Source organism: Janthinobacterium rivuli, assembly GCF_009208735.1.
In the GTDB taxonomy this organism is placed as follows: Bacteria; Pseudomonadota; Gammaproteobacteria; order Burkholderiales; family Burkholderiaceae_D; genus Janthinobacterium.
The window spans coordinates 269,602-289,274 of record NZ_WFLJ01000004.1; the positions used below are offsets into that span (position 1 = coordinate 269,602).

At 61.7% G+C, this 19,673-nt stretch carries 17 protein-coding genes and 6 tRNA genes; 2 read left to right on the forward strand and 21 right to left on the reverse strand.

The features are described from left to right. Window positions 1-132: 132 nt before the first annotated feature. On the reverse strand, window positions 133-2,283 hold the full coding sequence (locus GCN78_RS07335; protein ID WP_152251105.1) for a TonB-dependent receptor: 2,151 nt from the start codon (window positions 2,281-2,283) through the stop codon (window positions 133-135). Window positions 2,284-2,665: 382 nt separating this feature from the next. On the opposite strand from GCN78_RS07335, the gene GCN78_RS07340 reads away from it, so the two are divergent. After that, window positions 2,666-4,381 carry a methyl-accepting chemotaxis protein gene (locus tag GCN78_RS07340; protein ID WP_152251106.1) on the forward strand — a complete coding sequence of 572 codons (1,716 nt, stop codon included), beginning with the start codon at window positions 2,666-2,668 and terminating at the stop codon, window positions 4,379-4,381. A 25-nt stretch (window positions 4,382-4,406) separates the two neighbouring features. On the opposite strand, the gene GCN78_RS07345 is transcribed toward GCN78_RS07340, so the two are convergent. Then, window positions 4,407-4,859, reverse strand: coding sequence for a hypothetical protein (locus GCN78_RS07345; protein ID WP_152251107.1), 453 nt, complete (start codon window positions 4,857-4,859; stop codon window positions 4,407-4,409). Between the two features lie 33 nt (window positions 4,860-4,892). Beyond that, window positions 4,893-6,380 (reverse strand): SulP family inorganic anion transporter, encoded by a 1,488-nt coding sequence (locus GCN78_RS07350; RefSeq protein WP_152251108.1) that lies wholly within the window; start codon window positions 6,378-6,380, stop codon window positions 4,893-4,895. Here GCN78_RS07350 and GCN78_RS07355 point away from each other — a divergent pair. Further along, on the forward strand, window positions 6,370-6,630 hold the full coding sequence (locus tag GCN78_RS07355; RefSeq protein WP_152251109.1) for a hypothetical protein: 261 nt from the start codon (window positions 6,370-6,372) through the stop codon (window positions 6,628-6,630). The genes GCN78_RS07350 and GCN78_RS07355 overlap by 11 nt on opposite strands. A gap of 30 nt (window positions 6,631-6,660) precedes the next feature. Here the strand turns inward: GCN78_RS07355 and GCN78_RS07360 are convergent. From GCN78_RS07360 to GCN78_RS07445, 18 genes are all read right to left on the reverse strand, one after another. Beyond that, a tRNA-Cys gene (locus GCN78_RS07360) sits at window positions 6,661-6,734 on the reverse strand. Window positions 6,735-6,776: 42 nt separating this feature from the next. Next, window positions 6,777-6,852, reverse strand: a tRNA-Gly gene (locus tag GCN78_RS07365). A gap of 90 nt (window positions 6,853-6,942) precedes the next feature. Then, window positions 6,943-7,018: transfer RNA gene (locus GCN78_RS07370), tRNA-Gly, on the reverse strand. A 55-nt stretch (window positions 7,019-7,073) separates the two neighbouring features. After that, window positions 7,074-7,149, reverse strand: a tRNA-Gly gene (locus GCN78_RS07375). 71 nt (window positions 7,150-7,220) lie between these two features. After that, window positions 7,221-7,296, reverse strand: a tRNA-Gly gene (locus GCN78_RS07380). Between the two features lie 92 nt (window positions 7,297-7,388). After that, window positions 7,389-7,464, reverse strand: a tRNA-Gly gene (locus GCN78_RS07385). Between the two features lie 105 nt (window positions 7,465-7,569). Further along, a complete protein-coding gene (gene pgsA, locus GCN78_RS07390) occupies window positions 7,570-8,154 on the reverse strand; it encodes a CDP-diacylglycerol--glycerol-3-phosphate 3-phosphatidyltransferase (protein WP_034749601.1) in 585 nt (194 codons plus the stop codon). Between the two features lie 243 nt (window positions 8,155-8,397). Next, window positions 8,398-10,278 carry an excinuclease ABC subunit UvrC gene (uvrC, locus tag GCN78_RS07395; protein WP_152251110.1) on the reverse strand — a complete coding sequence of 627 codons (1,881 nt, stop codon included), beginning with the start codon at window positions 10,276-10,278 and terminating at the stop codon, window positions 8,398-8,400. A gap of 35 nt (window positions 10,279-10,313) precedes the next feature. Further along, on the reverse strand, window positions 10,314-10,709 hold the full coding sequence (gene acpS, locus GCN78_RS07400; RefSeq protein WP_152251111.1) for a holo-ACP synthase: 396 nt from the start codon (window positions 10,707-10,709) through the stop codon (window positions 10,314-10,316). Window positions 10,710-10,723: 14 nt separating this feature from the next. Beyond that, window positions 10,724-11,485 (reverse strand): pyridoxine 5'-phosphate synthase, encoded by a 762-nt coding sequence (gene pdxJ, locus GCN78_RS07405; RefSeq protein ID WP_152251112.1) that lies wholly within the window; start codon window positions 11,483-11,485, stop codon window positions 10,724-10,726. Between the two features lie 42 nt (window positions 11,486-11,527). After that, window positions 11,528-12,391: a DNA repair protein RecO gene (gene recO / locus GCN78_RS07410; protein ID WP_152251113.1), complete on the reverse strand. Its 864-nt coding sequence runs from the start codon at window positions 12,389-12,391 to the stop codon at window positions 11,528-11,530. Between the two features lie 28 nt (window positions 12,392-12,419). Then, window positions 12,420-13,322, reverse strand: a complete 903-nt coding sequence (gene era, locus GCN78_RS07415) for a GTPase Era (RefSeq protein ID WP_152251114.1) — start codon at window positions 13,320-13,322, stop codon at window positions 12,420-12,422. Between the two features lies 1 nt (window position 13,323). Then, window positions 13,324-14,139 carry a ribonuclease III gene (gene rnc / locus GCN78_RS07420; protein ID WP_034749615.1) on the reverse strand — a complete coding sequence of 272 codons (816 nt, stop codon included), beginning with the start codon at window positions 14,137-14,139 and terminating at the stop codon, window positions 13,324-13,326. A gap of 74 nt (window positions 14,140-14,213) precedes the next feature. Further along, window positions 14,214-15,131, reverse strand: a complete 918-nt coding sequence (lepB, locus tag GCN78_RS07425) for a signal peptidase I (protein WP_152251115.1) — start codon at window positions 15,129-15,131, stop codon at window positions 14,214-14,216. 3 nt (window positions 15,132-15,134) lie between these two features. Beyond that, window positions 15,135-16,925 carry a translation elongation factor 4 gene (lepA, locus tag GCN78_RS07430; protein WP_152251116.1) on the reverse strand — a complete coding sequence of 597 codons (1,791 nt, stop codon included), beginning with the start codon at window positions 16,923-16,925 and terminating at the stop codon, window positions 15,135-15,137. 306 nt (window positions 16,926-17,231) lie between these two features. Beyond that, on the reverse strand, window positions 17,232-17,477 hold the full coding sequence (locus GCN78_RS07435) for a glutaredoxin family protein (protein ID WP_152251117.1): 246 nt from the start codon (window positions 17,475-17,477) through the stop codon (window positions 17,232-17,234). A 54-nt stretch (window positions 17,478-17,531) separates the two neighbouring features. Next, window positions 17,532-19,028 (reverse strand): DegQ family serine endoprotease, encoded by a 1,497-nt coding sequence (locus GCN78_RS07440; protein ID WP_152251118.1) that lies wholly within the window; start codon window positions 19,026-19,028, stop codon window positions 17,532-17,534. A 238-nt stretch (window positions 19,029-19,266) separates the two neighbouring features. Continuing rightward, window positions 19,267-19,602, reverse strand: coding sequence for a sigma-E factor negative regulatory protein (locus tag GCN78_RS07445; RefSeq protein WP_152251119.1), 336 nt, complete (start codon window positions 19,600-19,602; stop codon window positions 19,267-19,269). Between the last annotated feature and the right edge of the window lie 71 nt (window positions 19,603-19,673).

Sequence of the window (19,673 nt, forward strand, 5' to 3'; positions counted from 1 at the left end):
TTTGACGATACCGAATATTCCCTCTAAACAATGCCAGCCTGCCCGGCACGCTTGCACATCGCTACCCACCCACGAAAAAAAAACCCGCTCGCGAGCGGGTTTTTGGGGATGCGGCCGAACTGCCAGGCCAAATTACAGGCTGTAGCGCAAGGTCAGCGCCACGTTGCGCGGCGCACCGGGCAAGCTCAGGTTCGGGCTGGAACCGTGGCCCGAGACGATGTAGCGCGTGTCGCCGATATTGTTGACGTTCAGCTGCACTTCATAGCGGCCCGTGCGGTACGCCGCCATGGCATCGGCCGTCACGTAGCCTGGCAGCACCACCGTGTTGCCCGGATTGGCGAAGCGGCTGCCGACGGCGTTCGCGCCGCCGCCCACCGTGAAGCCATGGCCCAGGTCTTTCGTCAGCCACAGGTTGGCCGTGTTGCGCGCCGTCAGTGTGGCGCGCTTGCCCTTGATGGCGACGGCACTGGCCGTCGTCGTGCCCGGCGCATTCACGCTCTTGTCGACGGCGATGGAATCGGTGATGGTGGCATCCAGGTAAGCATAGCCGGCCATCATCTTCCAGCCATCGTGCAAGTCCGCGTTGAAGGTCAGTTCCAGGCCATCCGTGCGCTGCGTGCCGACGGGCACGATGCGGTTCGTGATCGGGTCGCTGGTCTTGATATTGTCGCGCTCCAGGCGGAACAGCGACACGGTGGCGTTGGCGCGGCCGCCCCACAGGTCGTACTTGGCGCCCACTTCCGTGTTGCGCGTGGTTTCCGGCGCCAGGTCGGCATTATTCGCGGCCAGGGCGAAGTTCTCGCCGCTGGGCTGGAACGAGCGGCTCCACGATGCGTAGTACGATTGCGTCGCGCCCGGTTGCCAGACGAGGCCGGCGCGGGGGCTGTAGGCCGAATCCGTACGCGACAGGTCCGCCGTCGTCACGCCAAGCGCATTGGCCAGGCGCGACTGCTGCTTGTAGCGGTCGTAGCGCAAGCCGGCCAGCGCCTTCCACTCGTCGCTGAAGCTGATGGCGTCCTGCACGTAGGCGGCGGCCGTGTCGTAGGTACCGAAGGTATCACTGCGCGCGCCCAGCTTGCCGCGGTTGACCTGCGGCAGGACGGGTTGGAAGATCGACACATTCGTCGCCACCACGGTCGAGGCCCAGCTCGACGCATCCTTGTTTTGCTTGCCGAACTCGGCGCCGTACAGCACTTCGTGGCGCATGGTGCCCGTGACCAGCTTTTGCGTCAGTTCCGTCTGGTTGAACCAGCCGCTTTCGTCGCGGTTGAGCTTGGCGTGACCCAGGCTCATCGTGCCCTTGACTTCGTTGACGTTGCCGGAAATATTCGTGTTGTTGCGGTCCAGGTGATAGTCGTAGTAACGGAAGGCATTGCGCAGCGACAAGGTATCGCTGAACTTGTGCGTCAGGGTGGCGGCCGTGGACACCACGCGCGACTGGCTGAAGTCGGCATCGCGGGCATTGGCGGCACCGTAATACGTGCCCGCATCGACGGCGACGGGACGGCCGTGGTAGGACGGGATGCCGAAGTCCGTCAGGCGGCGGTCTTCCAGGTAGTCGCCCTGCAGCAGCAGCTTGGTGGCGCCGGAGAGGCGGATGGCCACGGATGGCGCCAGCGCCGTGCGGTTGATGAATTGCTGGTCACGGTAGCTGTCCGACAGTTCGCGCGCGCCCGTGACGCGCCAGTCCACCGTCTCGCCGACACGGCCCACGTCGACTTCACCGCGACGCCCTGCTGTGTTCGTCAGGCTCACGGCCACGTCCGTGATGTCCATGCCCGGCTTCTTGGTGATGCGGTTCACCAGGCCGCCCGAGGAGCCGCGGCCGTACAGCACGGCGGCCGGTCCCTTGATCACTTCCAGGCGCTCCACGTTCGACAGGTCGCGGAAGTACAGCGCGTCATCGCGGAAGCCGTCGACGAACTGGTCGCCGATGGCCGTGAAGCCGCGGATGAACACCTGGTCGCGCTGGCCGTCGCCCGTGGACAGGCCCACGCCGGGGATGTTCTTCATGATGTCCTGGATCGACATGGCGTTCTGGTCGCGGATGACGGCGGCCGGCACCACGTTGATCGTCTGCGGCACGTCGCGCAGGGCCATTTCCGTCTTGGTGCCGCTGGCGGAGGTGGCGGCGACATAGCCGTCCTGGTCCTTGGCCGCCGTCACGGTGACGGCGGGCAATGTTTCCTGCGCCCAGGCCGCCAATGGCGTGGCGCCCAAGGTCAAGGCGCCCAGTACGGCGATGGTGATCGGTTTACATCCCGGCTTGCGCTGTTGCTGCATACAATTCCCTGGTCGATGGTTTAATACGAATGATTATCATTAGTATTTTATCAGCCGACGCGGCAAAAAGTAAGGCGAAATGTAAGTGATAGTACTTATGGACTAGGTACTTGACGTAAAAACACAACAGGAAATTGATATCAAAAAACAATTAAAATTGCTTTGAGAAACTATTTCCCTGCGTCAATGCTATACTTGCGGCTTGCTGGGTAGCGGTCAGCCTGACCGACATGCCCCTTGCTTCACCTCCATCGCCACGCTCAGCGTGGCGCGCCGCACAGCCATCACGCGGCACCCGAAGACCCCGATCCCCTGCGCCTTGCGGCGCCTGTCCGCCCCTGCTGGCGGCGGCGATCATGACTATTAAACTGTTAGGAAATACATGAAAAACCTGAACATCGGCAGCCGCCTTGGCGTCGGCTTTGCTGTCGTATTACTGTTGCTTGCCGCCTTGACCATCACCGCCCTCGTGCGCATGCAAACGGCCAGCGACCTGACTTACCGTCTCATCAATACCAGCATCAAGAACCAGCGCATGGTGGCCGAATGGTCGAAGATCATTGAACTGAACAGCGTGCGCGGCGTCGCCTCGTTCGAGATCAGCGATCCGGTCGTGCGCGCCAAGATCGAGGAAGACTTGAAGGTCGATGCGGAGCGCTCCAGCAAGCTGCAGGACGACATCATCGCGTCCTTGCTCAACCCGGCCGTGATCGAACAATTCAAGGTCGTGCGCAAGGTGCGCACCGACTACGTGACGACGCGCGCACGCGCCTTCAAGATGAAGGCCGACGGCGACGTGGCGGGCGCCAAGATCGTGTTCGACAAGGAAGTCGCGCCAATCACCGTGGCTTACCTGGCCGAAGTGAAGCGCTTTGCCGGCATGCAGATCAAGGCGGCCGACGGCGTCGGCGCCAGCATCATCGAAGCCTACAGCGGCACCCGCATCTTCCTGATCACCATGGGCGTGCTGGCCGTGCTGATGGGCATCGGTTTCGCGTGGTGGATCACGCGCTCGATCACCGGCCCCATCCGCGACGCCGTGAAAGTGGCGGAAACCGTCGCAGCGGGCGACCTCACCAGCACCATCACGGCCCAGGGCCGCGATGAAACGGGCCAGCTGATGCATGCCCTGAAAACCATGAACGATAGTCTCGTCGGCATCGTCGGCCAGGTGCGCAGCGGCACCGACACCATCGCCACGGCCTCCGCGGAAATCGCCGCCGGCAATCAGGATCTGTCGTCGCGCACGGAACAGCAAGCCAGTTCGCTGGAAGAGACCGCTTCGTCGATGGAAGAACTGACCTCGACCGTGAAGCAAAACGCGGACAACGCGCGCCAGGCGAACAAGCTGGCCGGCGACGCGGCCGGCATCGCCAGCCGCGGCGGCGCCGTGGTGGCCGAAGTGGTGGCCACCATGGGCGAGATCAATACCTCGTCGAAGAAAATCGTCGACATCATTTCCGTCATCGACGGCATCGCCTTCCAGACCAACATCCTGGCCCTGAACGCGGCCGTGGAAGCGGCGCGCGCCGGCGAACAGGGCCGCGGCTTCGCCGTGGTGGCAACAGAGGTGCGCAACCTGGCGCAGCGCTCGGCGGCGGCGGCGAAAGAGATCAAGGGCTTGATCGACGACTCCGTGCAAAAGGTCGACGTGGGCACGGACCTGGTCGACAAGGCCGGCAAGACGATGGAAGAAATCGTGCAAAGCATCGGCTTCGTCACCTCCATTATGAGCGAGATCAGCAACGCCAGCGAAGAGCAGAGCGCGGGCATCGAGCAAGTCAACCAGGCCATTTCCGAAATGGACCAGGTGACCCAGCAAAATGCGGCCCTGGTGGAAGAAGCGTCGGCGGCGGCCGAAGCGATGCAGGAACAGGCGAGCGAACTGGCGCAGGTGGTCAGCGTCTTCCGCCTGGACGCCAATGCGGCGGCCACCGACCGTTTCAGCACCAAGGCGGCGCAGCGCAGCGCGCCGGCAGCGCCGGCAACCGCAGCCGCACCGGCTCGCAAGGCTTCGGCCCCTGCCCTGCGCCTGCCCGCGACGCGCGCCAGCAGCAAGGCAGCAAGCCCGGCCGAAGGCGAGTGGGAAGAGTTTTAAATCCGCTTCTGCAAGCCGTGCGGCATCACGCCGCGCGGGCTTGCGCCTGGGTGATGAGTGCCGCCAGCTCGCGCGGCGCGGATTGCCCCAGAAATTCCAGCGCCAGCGCTTCCGGATCAATGGCGGCGTCCGCGGGCATACCATGCTCGAAGCCGCCCACCATGATGCGGCAGAAATGCGGCGATTCCGCCCGCGTTTCCACATACCAGCAGCCCGCATGGCCCTGCACGAAATATTCGCCGATAAAGTAGCCGAGCATGGTTTTCACCCATTGCCAGCTCTCGTCGCGGATGACGATGGTGCGCATGGCCGCGTCGATGTACGGCAGGTATTCGGCCGCGTTCGTCAACACTTCGTGCGCCGGCTGGATGCCCAGTCGCTCGACAAAATTCACCAGCGAGGCGCCCAGCGCGTCATAGTAGGCATCAAAAGCCGCTTGGCTTTGCTGCAATAATTGTTCTTGTTCCTTCGACAGCATTCACACTCCACAGACATTCAGCAATCCCGTATTTTACGCCACGCTCACGTCCACCCCGGCCCGCTGCAGCAAGGCTTCATTGCGGGCGGACAACTGCGTCACCTGCAGATGCTTGCCGGCCTTGTCATAGCGTTCATACAGGGATTCGATGGCGGCGATGGCCGAGTGATCGGCCATGTGCAGGTGGCGGCAGTCGAGGATGACGCGGGCCGGGTCCGACGCTGACTGGAACAGTTCCTGGAAGTGCGTGGTGGAAGCAAAAAACAAGGTGCCGTGCGGCAGGTAGACGCGCATGCCGGGGCTGCTGTCATCGATGTCGGCACGCATCTCGCGCGCATGCTGCCAGGCAAAATTCAAGGCGGCGATGACGATGCCGCACAGCACGGCCATCGCCAGGTCCGTGAACACCGTGATCACCGTCACGGCGACGATCACCAGCGCATCCTGCAGCGGCACCTTGCCCAGCACGCGCAAGGAACCCCAGGCGAACGTCTGCTGCGCCACGACGAACATCACGCCCACCAGCGCGGCCAGCGGGATGCGCTCGATCAGCGGCGACAGGAACAGGATGAACAGCAAGATCATCACGCCAGCCGTCACGCCCGACAGGCGCGAACTGCCGCCGGAACTCAAATTGATCATCGTCTGCCCGATCATGGCGCAGCCGCCCATACCGCCAAACACGCCCGAAACGATGTTCGATGCGCCGAGCGCGATGCATTCGCGGTTCGGATGGCCCCGCGTTTCCGTGATCTCATCGGTGAGATTAAAGGTAAGCAAGGTTTCCAGCAGTCCCACCATGGCCATCAGCGCCGCGTACGGGAAGATGATGTGCAAGGTGGCCATGTCCAGCGGCACGGTGGGCCAATGCAGGACCGGCAGGCCGCCGGCGATATGCGCGAGGTCGCCCAGGGTGCGCGTCGGCAAGTGCAAGACATGGCTGAGCACGCCCACCCCCAGGATGGCCACCAGCGCCGGCGGCACGGCTTTTGTCAGGCGCGGCAGCACGTAGACGATGGCCATGGTGAGCAGCACCAGTCCCACCATCACATACAAGGGCATGCCTTGCAGCCAGATTTCGCCTTGCGGCGTGGCCTGGCGAAAGTGTTCCAACTGGGCCATGGCGATGACGATGGCCAGGCCATTCACAAAACCCAGCATCACCGGGTAGGGCACCATGCGAATCAGCTTACCCAGGCGCAAGATACCGAACAAGGCCATCAAGACACCCCCAAGCACCACGGTGGCCAGCAGGTATTGCACGCCATGTTGCGCCACCAGCGCCACGATGACGACGGCCATGGAGCCGGCCGCGCCGGAAATCATGCCGGGACGCCCGCCAAAGATGGCCGTCAGCGCGCAAATGATGCAAGCGCCATACAGGCCCATCAAGGGATTCAATTGCGCCACCAGGGCAAAGGCGATGCACTCGGGCACCAGGGCAAACGAGGTGGTCAAACCCGCCAGGATATTTTTTTGCGCATTCGAGAACCACTCTTCCCGAAAAGTTGTGTTGATCATTGAGTCAAATCCAAAGTCGGAACAGGAAAATGCCGGCCTGACGGGCAATCATCAGGCGCAGCCATGCCAGCGGGTGTCACAGAAAAGCGGCGCCAAGGTCGAATGGCACAGGAAAGGCGTCGGTGACGACATCGGTATGGCGGAAAGGGGAAATTTCATCAAGGCGCCAGGCGGCGCGGCTGAGCTTGCCGGCATTATACAAGATGCGCCGCCGGCAAAAGTCTGGCGAAAGCGCAGACAAAAAAAATAGCCCACTCGAAGGTGGGCTATTTTTTTCATCTGGAGGCGAGGACGGGAATCGAACCCGTCTAAACGGCTTTGCAGGCCGCTGCATAACCTCTTTGCTACCTCGCCAGAGGAACTGCTTCGATGCGCCTTGCGGCCCACCTTGAAAACTGGAGCGGGAGAAGAGTCTCGAACTCTCGACCTCAACCTTGGCAAGGTTGCGCTCTACCAACTGAGCTACTCCCGCATTGGAGCTTGTTTACCACTTAAACGCGCCGCGCCAATTGCTTTGCGGCGGATAAAAAAAGGAAGCCAGCTTAGCTTCCCTTTAGAATTCTGGAGCGGGAGAAGAGTCTCGAACTCTCGACCTCAACCTTGGCAAGGTTGCGCTCTACCAACTGAGCTACTCCCGCATTGGAGCTTCTATTTTCTGCTACTGCCATCGTGCTGTACTGCTTCAGCTTTCGCTGGAGCGGGAGAAGAGTCTCGAACTCTCGACCTCAACCTTGGCAAGGTTGCGCTCTACCAACTGAGCTACTCCCGCATACGAACCGCTATTTTACTGCTTTTTACTACCGTTTACCAGTGCTGCTTTACTGCTGATCCAGTCTTCACTGGAGCGGGAGAAGAGTCTCGAACTCTCGACCTCAACCTTGGCAAGGTTGCGCTCTACCAACTGAGCTACTCCCGCAGTGGACAACATTGTATCAGAAGCTCTACTACATCGCCAGTACTACTTTTTGCTACATTCGCTGTTTTTACCTATGACACAATCCAGAAAACTGGAGCGGGAGAAGAGTCTCGAACTCTCGACCTCAACCTTGGCAAGGTTGCGCTCTACCAACTGAGCTACTCCCGCGTCATCAACAACAGGCCAGCATTATAGAGGGATTACAGGGGCTGTCAACGGGCAATATCTGGTCTTTTGCAAAATATTCCGCACAAAGCAGCCGCCTGCTTATTCTTAGTGCAAATTTCCCGCCTTTTCCTTGATGAGAGGCCACGCCAGGCGCAAGTAATAGAACATCGACCACACCGTCAGCACGCAGGCGATCCACAGCAGCTTCTCGCCCCACACATGGGTATCGATCGCGCCAAAGATCACTTCGTGGTACAGCAGCAAGGGAATGGCCGTCATTTGCGCGGCCGTCTTGATCTTGCCGATCGAGCTGACGGCCACCGATTTCGATGCACCGATCTGCGCCATCCATTCGCGCAGTGCGGAAATCGTGATTTCGCGGCCGATGATGATGAAGGCCAGCACGGCATTAACGCGGTCCAGCTGCACCAGCACCAGCAAGGCGCCCGCCACCATCAGCTTGTCGGCGACCGGGTCGAGGAAGGCACCGAAGGCCGAAGTCTGGTTCCAGCGTCGCGCGAGGAAACCGTCAAACCAGTCGGTCACGGCCGCAACAATGAAGACCAGGGTGGCGACCAGGTTCTGGTCGCCATGCAGCAGCATCGACGGCGGCAGGTAAAACACGCCGACGACGAGCGGTATCAGGGCCACGCGCAGCCAGGTCAGAAGGATGGGAATATTAAAAGGCATAAGGGTGCAATCGGCCGACGGGTAAATTGAATATGAGAAAGCGTGAAGAAAGCGCCACTAGTCTACATGGCCCCGGGGTGTTAGCCTAGTCCGGTTGCCGCGGCACCGGACCAGGCCGTCATAGAACCCTCACAAAACCGTAGCGAGCGGCAGCGAATTGCGACCGAGAAGCGCAACTGTGCTTGAGCACAGTGAGCATCGCAGGCCGCAAGTCGCGACGCGCAGTAGGTTTGGTGGGGCGTTCTAATGCAGCTGCTTGTAAATTTCTTCCGCCAGTTGCGTGGAAATCCCCTCCACCGACATCAGGTCTTCGACGCTGGCGTCGACCACGCCGCGCAAGCCGCCAAAGCGGGACAGCAGCTTCTGGCGGCGCTTGGCGCCGATGCCTTCTATCTCCTCCAGGCGCGAGGTCTGGCGCGTCTTGGCCCGCTTGGCGCGCATGCCCGTGATGGCGAAGCGGTGCGCCTCGTCGCGGATTTGCGCGATCAGCATCAGCGCCGCCGATTCCTTGCCCAATTCCTGCGCCGGACGGCCATCGACGAACAGCAGGGTTTCCAGGCCCACCCTGCGCCCTTCCCCCTTGGCCACGCCGACTATCAGGCTGATATCGAGCCCCAGCTCGGCGAACACCTGGCGCGCCATTTCGATCTGGCCCTTGCCGCCGTCGATCAGCACCACGTCGGGCATGACGCCGTCGCCATTCGCCACCTTTTCATAGCGACGCATCAGCACCTGGCGCATGGCCGCGTAATCGTCGCCGGGCGTGATGTCGTTGATGTTGTAGCGCCGGTATTCGCCATTCTGCATGGCGTGATGGTGGAACACGACACACGAAGCCTGCGTCGCCTCGCCCTGCGTGTGGCTGATGTCGAAGCACTCGACGCGCAGACTGTCGAGGTCTTCCGTTTCCAGACGCAGCGCCTCGGCCAGCGCGCGCGTGCGCGACTGCTGCGAACCCTGCTCGGACAACAGGCGCGCCAGCGAAATCTCGGCGCCCTTCTGCGCCATTTCCAGCCACTGGCGGCGCTGGCCCTGCGGCTGAAAGATCAGGTTGATACGGTGGCCGCACTGCTCCATCAAGGCCACCATCAGGGCCGGCTGGTCGAATTCGATATTCAGGATCAGGGTGCCAGGGATGAATTTTTCCGTGTAGTGCTGCGCCAGGAAGGCGGCCAGCACTTCCACCTCGATCGGCTCCTCGGCAATCGCCGCCGCATCGCTGAGCTGGCTGGGGAAGTAGGCGCGGTCGCCCAGATGGCGTCCGCCGCGCACCATGGCCAGGTTGACGCAGGCGCGCCCGCCCTGCACCAGCACGGCGAGGATGTCGACGTCGGCGTCGCCCGTCGTTTCCATGCTTTGCTGGTGCAGCACGCGCGACAGCGAAGCGATCTGGTTGCGTACCACCACGGCTTGCTCAAATTTCAGCTCGGCCGCAAACGCGTGCATCTTCTTTTCCAGGTCGGCCAGCACTTCGCTCTGGCGCCCACGCAGGAAGCGCGCCGCGTTTTCCACGTCGTTCTTGTAGTCTTCCTTGCTGATCAGGTCCACGCAGGGCGCGCTGCAGCGACCGATCTGGTGCAGCAGGCACGGCCGCGTGCGGTTGGCATACACGCTATCTTCGCAGGTGCGGATCAGAAACACCTTTTGCAGGATCTGCATCGATTCCTTGACGGCCCAGGAACTGGGAAACGGCCCGAAATACTGGTTTTTCTTGTCCACCGCGCCCCGGTAATACACCATGCGCGGCGCGTCGCCATTCGTGATCTTCAGATACGGATACGACTTGTCGTCGCGGAACAGGATGTTGTAGCGCGGCTGCAGCGCCTTGATCAGGTTATTCTCCAGGATCAGGGCTTCCGCCTCGCTGTGCGTGACCGTCGTTTCCAGGCGCGCGATGCGCTCGACCATCATGGCGATGCGGGGGCTGGCCAGGTTCTTCTGGAAATAGCTGGAGACGCGCTTTTTCAAGTCGCGCGCCTTGCCGACGTATAGCACCTTGTCGGCGGCGTCGAAATAGCGGTACACGCCGGGCAGGTTCGGCAGCTTGGCGACGGTGGCCAGCACCTGCGCGCGCGGGTCGGGCGGCGTTTCCGCCAAGGATGGTTCTGGGCTTGCTTCGGTCATTGCTGGCTCATTGCGCACGTATGGCGCACTTATAGTTACCCTGCTTGTTCCACGATCACGAACGCGACCGCATAGTCTTCTTCATCGCTGATGGTCACTTGCGCGCTCAGGCGGTTTTTCTCCATGAACTCCGCCAGCACGCCGCTGCAGACGATCATCGGCTTGCCGCTGGGATGGTTCAGCATTTGCGCGGCGGGCCAGGTCATCGGCATGCGCAAGCCCAGGCCGATGGCCTTGGAAAACGCCTCCTTGGCCGCGAAGCGCGTGGCCAGGAAGCGCACGCCGCGCACGGCGTTCTTGGCGCTGCGGGCGCGGAATTTTTCCAGCTCCTGCGGCCCCAGTATCTTTTTCGCGAAACGCTCGCCATGGCGCGCCAGGGCCGCCTCGATGCGGGGAATCTTGCAGATGTCGGTGCCGATGCCATAGATCATGCCGCGCTCCCTGGTCAGGCCCTGTGGCCCAGGCGCGTGGCCACCATGATGGCCTTCATTTCGCGCACGGCGTTTTCCCAGCCGACAAAGACGGCGTGCGCGACGATGGCGTGGCCGATGTTCAGTTCAGCGATATCGGGAATGGCGGCGATCGCCTGCACATTGGTGTAATGCAAACCGTGGCCCGCATTGACTTTCAAGCCGCGTCCCACGCCGAACAGCACGCCCGCCTTGATGCGCTCCAGCTCGGCCAGCTGCTCGGCGCCGTCCGTGTCAGCATAGCGGCCCGTGTGCAGCTCGATCACGGGCGCACCGAGCTCGGCGGCGGCGGCGATCTGCTGCTCGTCGGCATCGATGAACAGGCTCACGCGGATGCCCTCGCCTTGCAATTGCTTGACCGCCGCCTGCACTTCCTTGAAGTAGCGCACCACGTCCAGGCCACCCTCGGTCGTCACTTCCGTGCGTTTTTCCGGCACCAGGCAGACGTCGGCAGGCTTGATGCGGCAGGCGAAGTCGATCATCTCGGCCGTCACGGCCGCTTCCAGGTTCATGCGCGTGAGCAGCTGCGGTGCGATGGCGATCACGTCCGCATCCTTGATGTGGCGGCGGTCTTCGCGCAGATGCAGGGTGATGGCGTCGGCGCCCGCCTGCTCGGCCAGCAGGGCCGCGCGGACCGGGTCCGGATACGCGGTGCCGCGCGCATTGCGCAGGGTGGCCACGTGGTCGATATTGACGCCCAGGTCGATGACGGGGCCGGAAGGCTGCAAAAAGCTCATAGTGATGGTATCCGTAAAGTGCTGTCGCGCGGCAAACCGCCGCTACAGCTGCATTAAATCGATCAGTATCTGGCGCGTATTCAAGGTGGCGCCACCCAGTTGATGGGCCAGCAAAAAGCGCATCAGCAGCTTGCTTTGCGCCTGCGTGGCCACGTCACAATAATCTTCGCGCTCCATGTCGAGCAGGGTCTTGCCCGTGATCTTCGGCCAGGCGTCGGCCGCGCGCGCCGGGCGCGGCCCCCGCTCCGGGTCGACCACGTACACCTGCCCCGCCTCGACGGCCTGGCGCGTGCCCGTGCAGCGCGTCAGGTCGGCCGCCACGCCCGTTTCCTTGAGCAGGGCGCGCTCGAACTTGCGCAGCACGATGGGCGGCGGCTCATTGTGCGCCAGTTGATTCAAGGTGGCAACGTAGTGGTCGAACAGGACGGGATGCGGGTCGTCGCGCGCGAGCAATTTGACCAGCAATTCGTTCAGATAGAAGCCGCACAGCAAGGCGGTCTTTTCCAGCGGCAACATGCCGCCCACCCATTCCGCGCCGGTGAGGATGCGCAGTTCGGATTTCCCCGTCCAGCCCGCTTGCAGCGGTTGAAACGTCTGCAGCACGCCGCGCAACTGCGAATGGGGCCGCTTGGCGCCCTTGGCGACGAGCGCGATGCGGCCATACTCGCGCGTAAACACGTCGACGATGAGGCTGGTTTCTTTATGCGGATAGCTGTGCAGCACGAAGGCTGGCTGGCCCGTGATGCGGCCGTCGCGCCCGGGCGGACGGCTGCGCCTTGGCGGCGCTGCGGAAGGTGCGGCCGGCGGCGCGATGGCCACCGGCGCGGGGATCGGTGCAGTGACCGATGCGGAGACAGCAGATGAAGCTGGCGCAGGCTCGTGCTGCGCTGGCGTGGTGGTGCTCATGCGTGTAGCGTCGCCCCCGGTTTGCGGATTACTCGTAGCCGTAGGCGCGCAAGCCCGCCTCGTTGTCGGCCCAGCCCGACTTGACCTTGACCCAGATTTCCAGGTACACGGGACCGCCGAACAGCTTTTCCATATCCAGGCGGGCCTGGGTGGAGACTTCCTTCAGGCGCGCGCCCTTGTTGCCGATGATCATGGATTTATGCGTATCGCGCTCGACCAGGATGGCGGCGAACACGCGGCGCAAATCGCCTTCCTGCTCGAATTTCTCGATCAGCACGGTGCTCGTGTATGGCAGTTCGTCGCCGACAAAGCGGAACAGTTTTTCACGCACGATTTCCGAGGCGAGGAATTTCTCGCTGCGGTCCGTGATGTCGTCCGGGCCAAAGATGGGCTGGTTTTCCGGCAGGAAGCGTTTGATCTCGTTCTGCAAACCTTCCAGCTGGAAATGCAGCTTGGCCGAGACGGGCACGATGGCGGCGAAATCGCGCATGGCGGCGATCTTTTGCGCGAACGGCAGCAGCACGGCCTTGTCCTTCACGCGGTCCGACTTATTGATGACGAGGATGCACGGCACTTCCTTCGGCAGCAGGTCCATCACTTGCTGGTCGGCCGGGCCGAAGGTGCCCGCCTCGATCACGTACAAAATCACGTCCGAGGAAATCAGGGTGTTCGTCACGGTCTTGTTGAGCGTCTTGTTCAGCGCGTTCGAGTGGCGCGTCTGGAAGCCTGGCGTGTCGACGTAGATGAACTGCGCGTCCGGCACCGTCTGGATGCCAGTGATGCGGTGGCGCGTCGTTTGCGCCTTGCGCGAAGTGATGCTGACCTTCGCGCCGATCAGCACGTTCATCAGGGTCGATTTGCCCACGTTGGGGCGGCCCACGATGGCGATATAGCCACAGCGGAAGTTGTCGGGCATTTTGGTGGTGGTCATGCTAGTGTCGATTCTGTTTAGTGTGAGCGGCGATCGCCGGGGCAGCCGGGGCTTGCGCGTCGTCGCTCTGGATGGTGGCAATGCCGGCCAGCTTGAGCTGGGCGGCGCGCGGTTTCGGCTTGCGGCTGGCGGCAGGCGACTTCAACAGCGCCTGCTCGGCCACGTCCAGCGCCAGTTTGGCGGCCGCTTGCTCACCGGCGCGGCGGCTTCCGCCACGGCCGTAAACCTGGATGTTCAATTTCGGCACCAGGCATTCGATCTCGAATTCCTGGCTGTGGGCGGCGCCGTGGGTGGCCACCACGTTGTACTGTGGCAGCGAAATTTTCTTGCTTTGCAAAAACTCCTGCAGCAGGGTCTTGGCATCCTTGCCCAGGGTTTGCGGATCGACCGAATCGAGGATGGGGATGTAGAAGGCGCGGATCACCGTGCTGGCGGCATCGAAGCCCGTGTCGAGGAAAATGGCGCCCAGCAAGGCTTCCAGGGTGTCGGCGAGGATCGATGGACGGCGGAAACCGCCCGACTTCAGTTCGCCTTCACCCAGGCGCAGGAATTGCGACAACTCCAGCTTTTGCGCGATTTCATACAGCGACTGCTGCTTGACCAGATTGGCGCGCAGGCGCGACAGGTCGCCCTCGTCGATGGACTTGAAGCGTTCGTACAGGATGGAGGCGACCACGCAGTTGAGAATGGAGTCGCCGAGGAATTCCAGCCGCTCGTTATGCAAACTGCTGTGGCTACGGTGCGTCAAGGCTTGCTGCAACAGGCCAGCATCCTGGAACGTATAGCCTAAACGGGTTTGCAATAGCTGAAGATTCATTGTTGTTTCTGTATCATCTGAGTAATTTGGCTGGCCGCCGCGCGGGGAATCGGCGCGGCAGCCATACGGGCGGCTTAGTGTATGCCGCCCACGCGTTTCGGATTGCTGAAGTTCATCCACACCAGGAAGGCCTTGCCGACGATGTTCTCGTTCGGCACGAAGCCCCAGTAACGGCTGTCCGCGCTATTGTCGCGGTTATCGCCCATCATGAAGTAATTGCCTTGTGGTACCACGCACGTGAAACCGTCTTCGTTGTAGTTGCACGCATCCTTGTGCGGGAAATCCTTCACTTCGCGCAGGTTCAACGTTGGAGCGGGCTCGTCGTTGAGGATGCGGTGGCTCACGCCCGTCAGGTTTTCTTCCAGCTGCTTGTGGTACACCGTGCTTTCATCGTCCAGGTAGTCGTCCAGCGGGGTGTACTGCACTTCCTTGCCGTTGACCGTCAAGCGCTTGTTTTCATAGGTGATTTTATCACCGGGCACGCCGATCACGCGCTTGATATAGTCTTGCGACATATCTTTCGGGTACTTGAACACCATCACGTCGCCGCGCTGCGGATCGTTGACTTCAATGATGCGCTTGTTGACGATCGGCAAACGAATACCATACGTAAACTTGTTGACCAGGATCAGGTCGCCCACCAGCAAGGTGGGCACCATTGAGCTCGACGGAATCTTGAACGGTTCGTACAGGAAGGAGCGCAGGCAGAACACGAGGGCGATGACGGGGAAGAAGCTGCCCGAATACTCGACCCAGGTCGGCTGGCGCAACAGCGCCGCCTCGATGGTGGCGCGGCTGCCGCCCGCATCGGACTTGATGCCCTCGGCGGCCAGCTTGGACTGGCGCGCATCGAATTCAAACAGGGCACGGTCGGCCGCCTTGCGGCGCTGCTTGGACAGATAAAACACATCCAGGCACCAGACCAGGCCCGTCAACACCATCAGCACGAACAGGATTAAAGCGAAATTTCCTAAAATTACTTGCAGGTTCATGTATTAACCATCCACTTGTAAAATTGCCAGGAATGCTTCTTGCGGGATCTCCACGGAACCCACTTGCTTCATGCGTTTCTTACCCGCTTTTTGTTTTTCCAGCAATTTCTTCTTGCGGCTGATGTCGCCGCCATAGCACTTGGCCAGCACGTTCTTGCGCAAGGCTTTCACGTTCTCGCGCGAAATGATGTTCGCGCCAATGGTCGCCTGGATGGCCACGTCGAACATCTGGCGCGGGATCAGTTCGCGCATCTTGGCGGCCACCTGGCGGCCACGGTACTGGCTGTTCGAACGGTGGACGATGATGGCCAGCGCATCGACTTTTTCGCTGTTGATCAGCATGTCGACCTTGACCACGTCGGCCGCGCGGTATTCCTTGAACTCGTAATCCATCGAGGCATAGCCGCGCGACGTCGATTTCAGGCGGTCGAAGAAGTCCAGCACGATCTCGGCCATCGGCATTTCATACACGAGCTTGACCTGGCGGCCGTGGTAGCTCATGTCCATCTGGATGCCGCGCTTGCCGATACACAGGGTGATCACGGAACCGACGTATTCCTGCGGCATGTACAGATTGACCGTGACGATAGGCTCGCGCACTTCCTCGATGCGCGAGGGATCGGGCATCTTCGACGGATTGTCGACGTTGATCATGGTGCCGTCGCGCTGGATCACTTCGTACACCACGGTAGGCGCCGTGGTGATCAGGTCCATGTCGAATTCGCGCTCGAGGCGTTCCTGCACGATTTCCATGTGCAGCAGGCCCAGGAAGCCGCAGCGGAAGCCGAAGCCCAGCGCCTGCGACACTTCCGGCTCGTACATCAGGGCCGCGTCGTTCAATTTCAGTTTTTCCAGCGAGTCGCGCAGTGCGTCGTACTGGTTCGCCTCGACAGGGAACAGGCCGGCGAACACTTGCGGCTGCACTTCCTTGAAACCAGGCAATGGCGCGGCGGCAGGACGGTTGGCCAGGGTGACGGTGTCGCCCACTTTCGCCGCTTTCAATTCCTTGATGCCGGCGATGATGAAGCCCACCTGGCCTGCCGACAATTGCGGCAAGGATTGCGAGCGTGGCGAGAACACGCCGATGTCTTCCACCAGCTGCACCGAATCGGTGGCCATCAGGCGGATCTTGTCTTTCGGTTTCAGGGTGCCGTTGACCACGCGCACCAGCATGACCACGCCCACATAGGCGTCGTACCAGGAATCGACGATCAGCGCCTGCAGCGGCGCATCGGGGTCGCCCTTCGGTGGCGGCACCTTGACGATCAGCTGCTCGAGCACGTCCAGCACGCCGAAGCCCGTCTTGGCCGAGCAGTGCACGGCGTCGGCCGCGTCGATGCCGATCACGTCTTCGATCTCGGCGATCGCGCTCGGCGGATCCGCGTTCGGCAAGTCGATCTTGTTCAGGACGGGCACCACTTCCACGCCCAGGTCCAGCGCCGTGTAGCAGTTGGCCACCGTTTGCGCTTCCACGCCTTGCGACGCGTCAACGACCAGCAGCGCGCCTTCGCACGCCGACAGCGAGCGCGACACTTCATAGCTGAAGTCGACGTGGCCCGGCGTATCGATCAGGTTCAGGTTGTAGATCTGGCCATCGCGCGCCTTGTAGTGCAGGGCCGCCGTTTGCGCCTTGATGGTAATGCCGCGCTCGCGCTCCAGATCCATCGAATCGAGCACCTGCGCCTCCATCTCGCGGTCGGACAAGCCGCCGCACAATTGAATGATGCGGTCAGCCAGGGTCGATTTACCGTGGTCAATATGGGCGATGATGGAGAAGTTGCGTATGTTGTTCATTAACTAATATAAGTGCGAAGTTGACGACACTGCTTTAACAGGAATCATGGGGATCATGCTCGGGCCAAACCCGGCGCCCCACTCATGATGAAAAAAGCGCTCCGAGCAGGACATCTGCATGCCCAGGCGAGCGCTTTTGAAGCGACAGAAGCTGCTGCCTCGGACAGTAGCTTTTTCGACCTCCCCATTTTACCGGATTTCAGAGCGGAAAGCCCGTCTTATGAGGCCGGCACCGGGGCAAGCCGACATTTTCAGCTGTTTTTGGCACCAGAATGGTGCAATGCAGTGTTAATATTGTCATTTAAGCTACGCCAGGCAGTGCCGCACGGCCGCTTCGTCGAGGAAATAGTGACACAGCTCCGGCTGCGCCAGGTCCGCAAACAGCACGGGCACCAGCTCATCGAAACGCGCCAGCAACGAGGCATCGGGCGACGCATCGATGTCGATCACTTCCACCGTAAATGGTTTCCCAGGCGGCTGCAGCAGGAGCAAGGCGTCGAGCATGTCCTGGCAAAGGTGGCAATAACTGCGGGAATAGAGAGTGAAATGCATGACGGGCAGGATACCGCATCCCGGCCGCGGCCGGAATGCGGGATGATCACATGGTTACTTCGCCGATGGACGCAGCGAAACGAATTGCGCCACGTCGCCACGGCGCACCAGCACGGCCGACGACTTTTTCGGATCGAGCTTGGCCACCAGGGCGTTGAACTGCTTGGCATCTTTCACGGCAACGTTGTTCAACTGCAAGATCACGTCGCCAGGCTGCAGGCCAGCCAGGGCCGCCACGCCATCGGCATCGTCGACCAGCACGCCCGCGTCGATCTTCAATTCCTGTTTCTTCGCGGCCGGCACGTCGCTCACTTTCAGGCCCAGTGCATTGACGGCTTGCGCTTCCGGCTCCTTGGCGCCCTTCTTCGCCGTTTTCTCGCTTTCCAGCTCGACGACGGTGACGGGAATGTCCTGCTGCGCACCCTTGCGCCAGACGGTGACCGTGGACTTGCCATTGACGGCGGCGCCGCCCACCAGGCGCGGCAGGTCGGACGAACGCTCGATCGGGGCGCCGTTGAACTTCAGGATGATGTCGCCCGGCTTGATGCCCGCCTTGTCAGCCGGCCCACCCGGCTCCACCAGCGATACTTGCGCGCCCTTGGCATTCGGCAAGCCCAGCGATTCCGCCACGTCCTTGCTCACTTCGCCGATCTGCACGCCGATGCGTCCGCGCACCACCTTGCCCGTCTTTTTCAGCTGCTCGCCCACGCGCATGGCTTCATCGATGGGCACGGCAAACGAGATGCCGTTGTAGGCGCCGGACAGGGTGGCGATCTGCGAATTGATGCCGATCACCTCGCCGCGCATATTGATCAGGGGACCGCCCGAGTTGCCGGGATTGACGGCCACGTCGCTCTGGATCAGGGGCAGGTAGTCGCCCGTGTCGCGTGACTTGGCGGAAATGATGCCGGCCGTCACCGTGTTTTCCAGGTTGAACGGCGAACCGATGGCGATCACCCATTCGCCCACGCGTATCTTGTTCGAGTCGCCGATGGTCAGGCGCGGCAAGTTGCCGCCTTCGATTTTCAGCAGGGCCACGTCGGTGCGCGCATCGGCGCCGATCACCTTGGCCTTGAATTCGCGCTTGTCCGTCAGGGTCACGTACACCTCGTCGGCGCCATCGACCACGTGAGCATTGCTCAGCACGTAGCCATCGGCCGAAATGATGAAGCCGGAGCCGACGCCGCGCTGCACTTCCTGCTCCTGCGGCACGGCCCGGCGGCCGCCGCGTGGGGCCTGCTGGCGCGGCGCGGGCATGGCGCCGCCAAAGAAGCGGCGCAGGAATTCCTGCATTTCCTGCTCATCCTGGCCACCGGCGCCGGGCACATTCATTTTCAGGCGCTCGGTGGTGCGGATATTCACCACGGCCGGGCCGACGGCGTCGACCAGGTCCGAGAAATCAGGCAGTTTTACGGCCGGCACGGCGGCCTGCGCCTGTGGCGCCAGGCCCAGCATGGTGGGAGCAAGGAAAACGCCAGCCGTACCGAACAATAAGGCGGAAAGCGTCTTCACTGAAAACGACTTGCTGGCGGCACACATGTTTTTTTTCATGGAAAGGATCTTTTCGAGTATGTAAACGGATCAAAACGGGGATCAGGCGATTGCCTACGTGCATGATTGGCCGTCATGACGGCATCTCAGGGGCAAACTCACCTGGCAGCGCGCATGGCAGCAACAATATATCGCAAAAGCAAGATATTGCCAGTTCACAGTGTCAATCGTACCGAAGTCCGGTGTCAAGAGGGCAACGAGGAAGTTAAGCCTGGCATAAGCTGGCGCCGTGCCAGCGCTAGCGCGGCGCCGCCGGACCCGCCTCCAGCGGTTCGGCCGCGCCCGGCGGCACGATGGCGGCGGACAGCGGCGGCAGCGGCTCCGCATGGGCAGGCGCCGCTTCGGGCGCTGCCTCGGCGGCCAGGCGGCTGGCCAGGCGCGCGTCGAACTGGGCGCTCAACGCATGGCCATGCTGCTCCGAGCGCAGCACCTCGCCGATATGCCGATAGGCATCCCAGGCTTGCCGTCCCGATGGCGTATTGAGGGTGGCGAAAGCCAGTTCGAGCTCGCTTGCCGCCAGCTCGCCATCGGCCAGCGCGGAAATAATCTCGTGCAATCGTGTGTGCGTATCCATGATGGGTCCTGCCATTTCAAGAAGATCGGTGCGAAAACCGAGCGCAGCCATGCCAACCTCATATTCTCCAG

Excerpts from the sequence above, each read along its gene's own strand:
- recO (WP_152251113.1), bottom strand. The coding sequence starts at position 12,391 with ATGAGCACCACCACGCCAGCGCAGCACGAGCCTGCGCCAGCTTCATCT.
- pdxJ (WP_152251112.1), bottom strand. The coding sequence starts at position 11,485 with ATGAGCTTTTTGCAGCCTTCCGGCCCCGTCATCGACCTGGGCGTCAAT.
- pgsA (WP_034749601.1), bottom strand. The coding sequence starts at position 8,154 with ATGCCTTTTAATATTCCCATCCTTCTGACCTGGCTGCGCGTGGCCCTG.
- GCN78_RS07440 (WP_152251118.1), bottom strand. The coding sequence starts at position 19,028 with ATGAAAAAAAACATGTGTGCCGCCAGCAAGTCGTTTTCAGTGAAGACG.
- GCN78_RS07335 (WP_152251105.1), bottom strand. The coding sequence starts at position 2,283 with ATGCAGCAACAGCGCAAGCCGGGATGTAAACCGATCACCATCGCCGTA.
- era (WP_152251114.1), bottom strand. The coding sequence starts at position 13,322 with ATGACCACCACCAAAATGCCCGACAACTTCCGCTGTGGCTATATCGCC.
- GCN78_RS07345 (WP_152251107.1), bottom strand. The coding sequence starts at position 4,859 with ATGCTGTCGAAGGAACAAGAACAATTATTGCAGCAAAGCCAAGCGGCT.
- GCN78_RS07435 (WP_152251117.1), bottom strand. The coding sequence starts at position 17,477 with ATGCATTTCACTCTCTATTCCCGCAGTTATTGCCACCTTTGCCAGGAC.
- acpS (WP_152251111.1), bottom strand. The coding sequence starts at position 10,709 with ATGATCTATGGCATCGGCACCGACATCTGCAAGATTCCCCGCATCGAG.
- uvrC (WP_152251110.1), bottom strand. The coding sequence starts at position 10,278 with ATGACCGAAGCAAGCCCAGAACCATCCTTGGCGGAAACGCCGCCCGAC.
- lepA (WP_152251116.1), bottom strand. The coding sequence starts at position 16,925 with ATGAACAACATACGCAACTTCTCCATCATCGCCCATATTGACCACGGT.
- GCN78_RS07340 (WP_152251106.1), top strand. The coding sequence starts at position 2,666 with ATGAAAAACCTGAACATCGGCAGCCGCCTTGGCGTCGGCTTTGCTGTC.
- GCN78_RS07350 (WP_152251108.1), bottom strand. The coding sequence starts at position 6,380 with ATGATCAACACAACTTTTCGGGAAGAGTGGTTCTCGAATGCGCAAAAA.
- rnc (WP_034749615.1), bottom strand. The coding sequence starts at position 14,139 with ATGAATCTTCAGCTATTGCAAACCCGTTTAGGCTATACGTTCCAGGAT.
- GCN78_RS07445 (WP_152251119.1), bottom strand. The coding sequence starts at position 19,602 with ATGGATACGCACACACGATTGCACGAGATTATTTCCGCGCTGGCCGAT.
- lepB (WP_152251115.1), bottom strand. The coding sequence starts at position 15,131 with ATGAACCTGCAAGTAATTTTAGGAAATTTCGCTTTAATCCTGTTCGTG.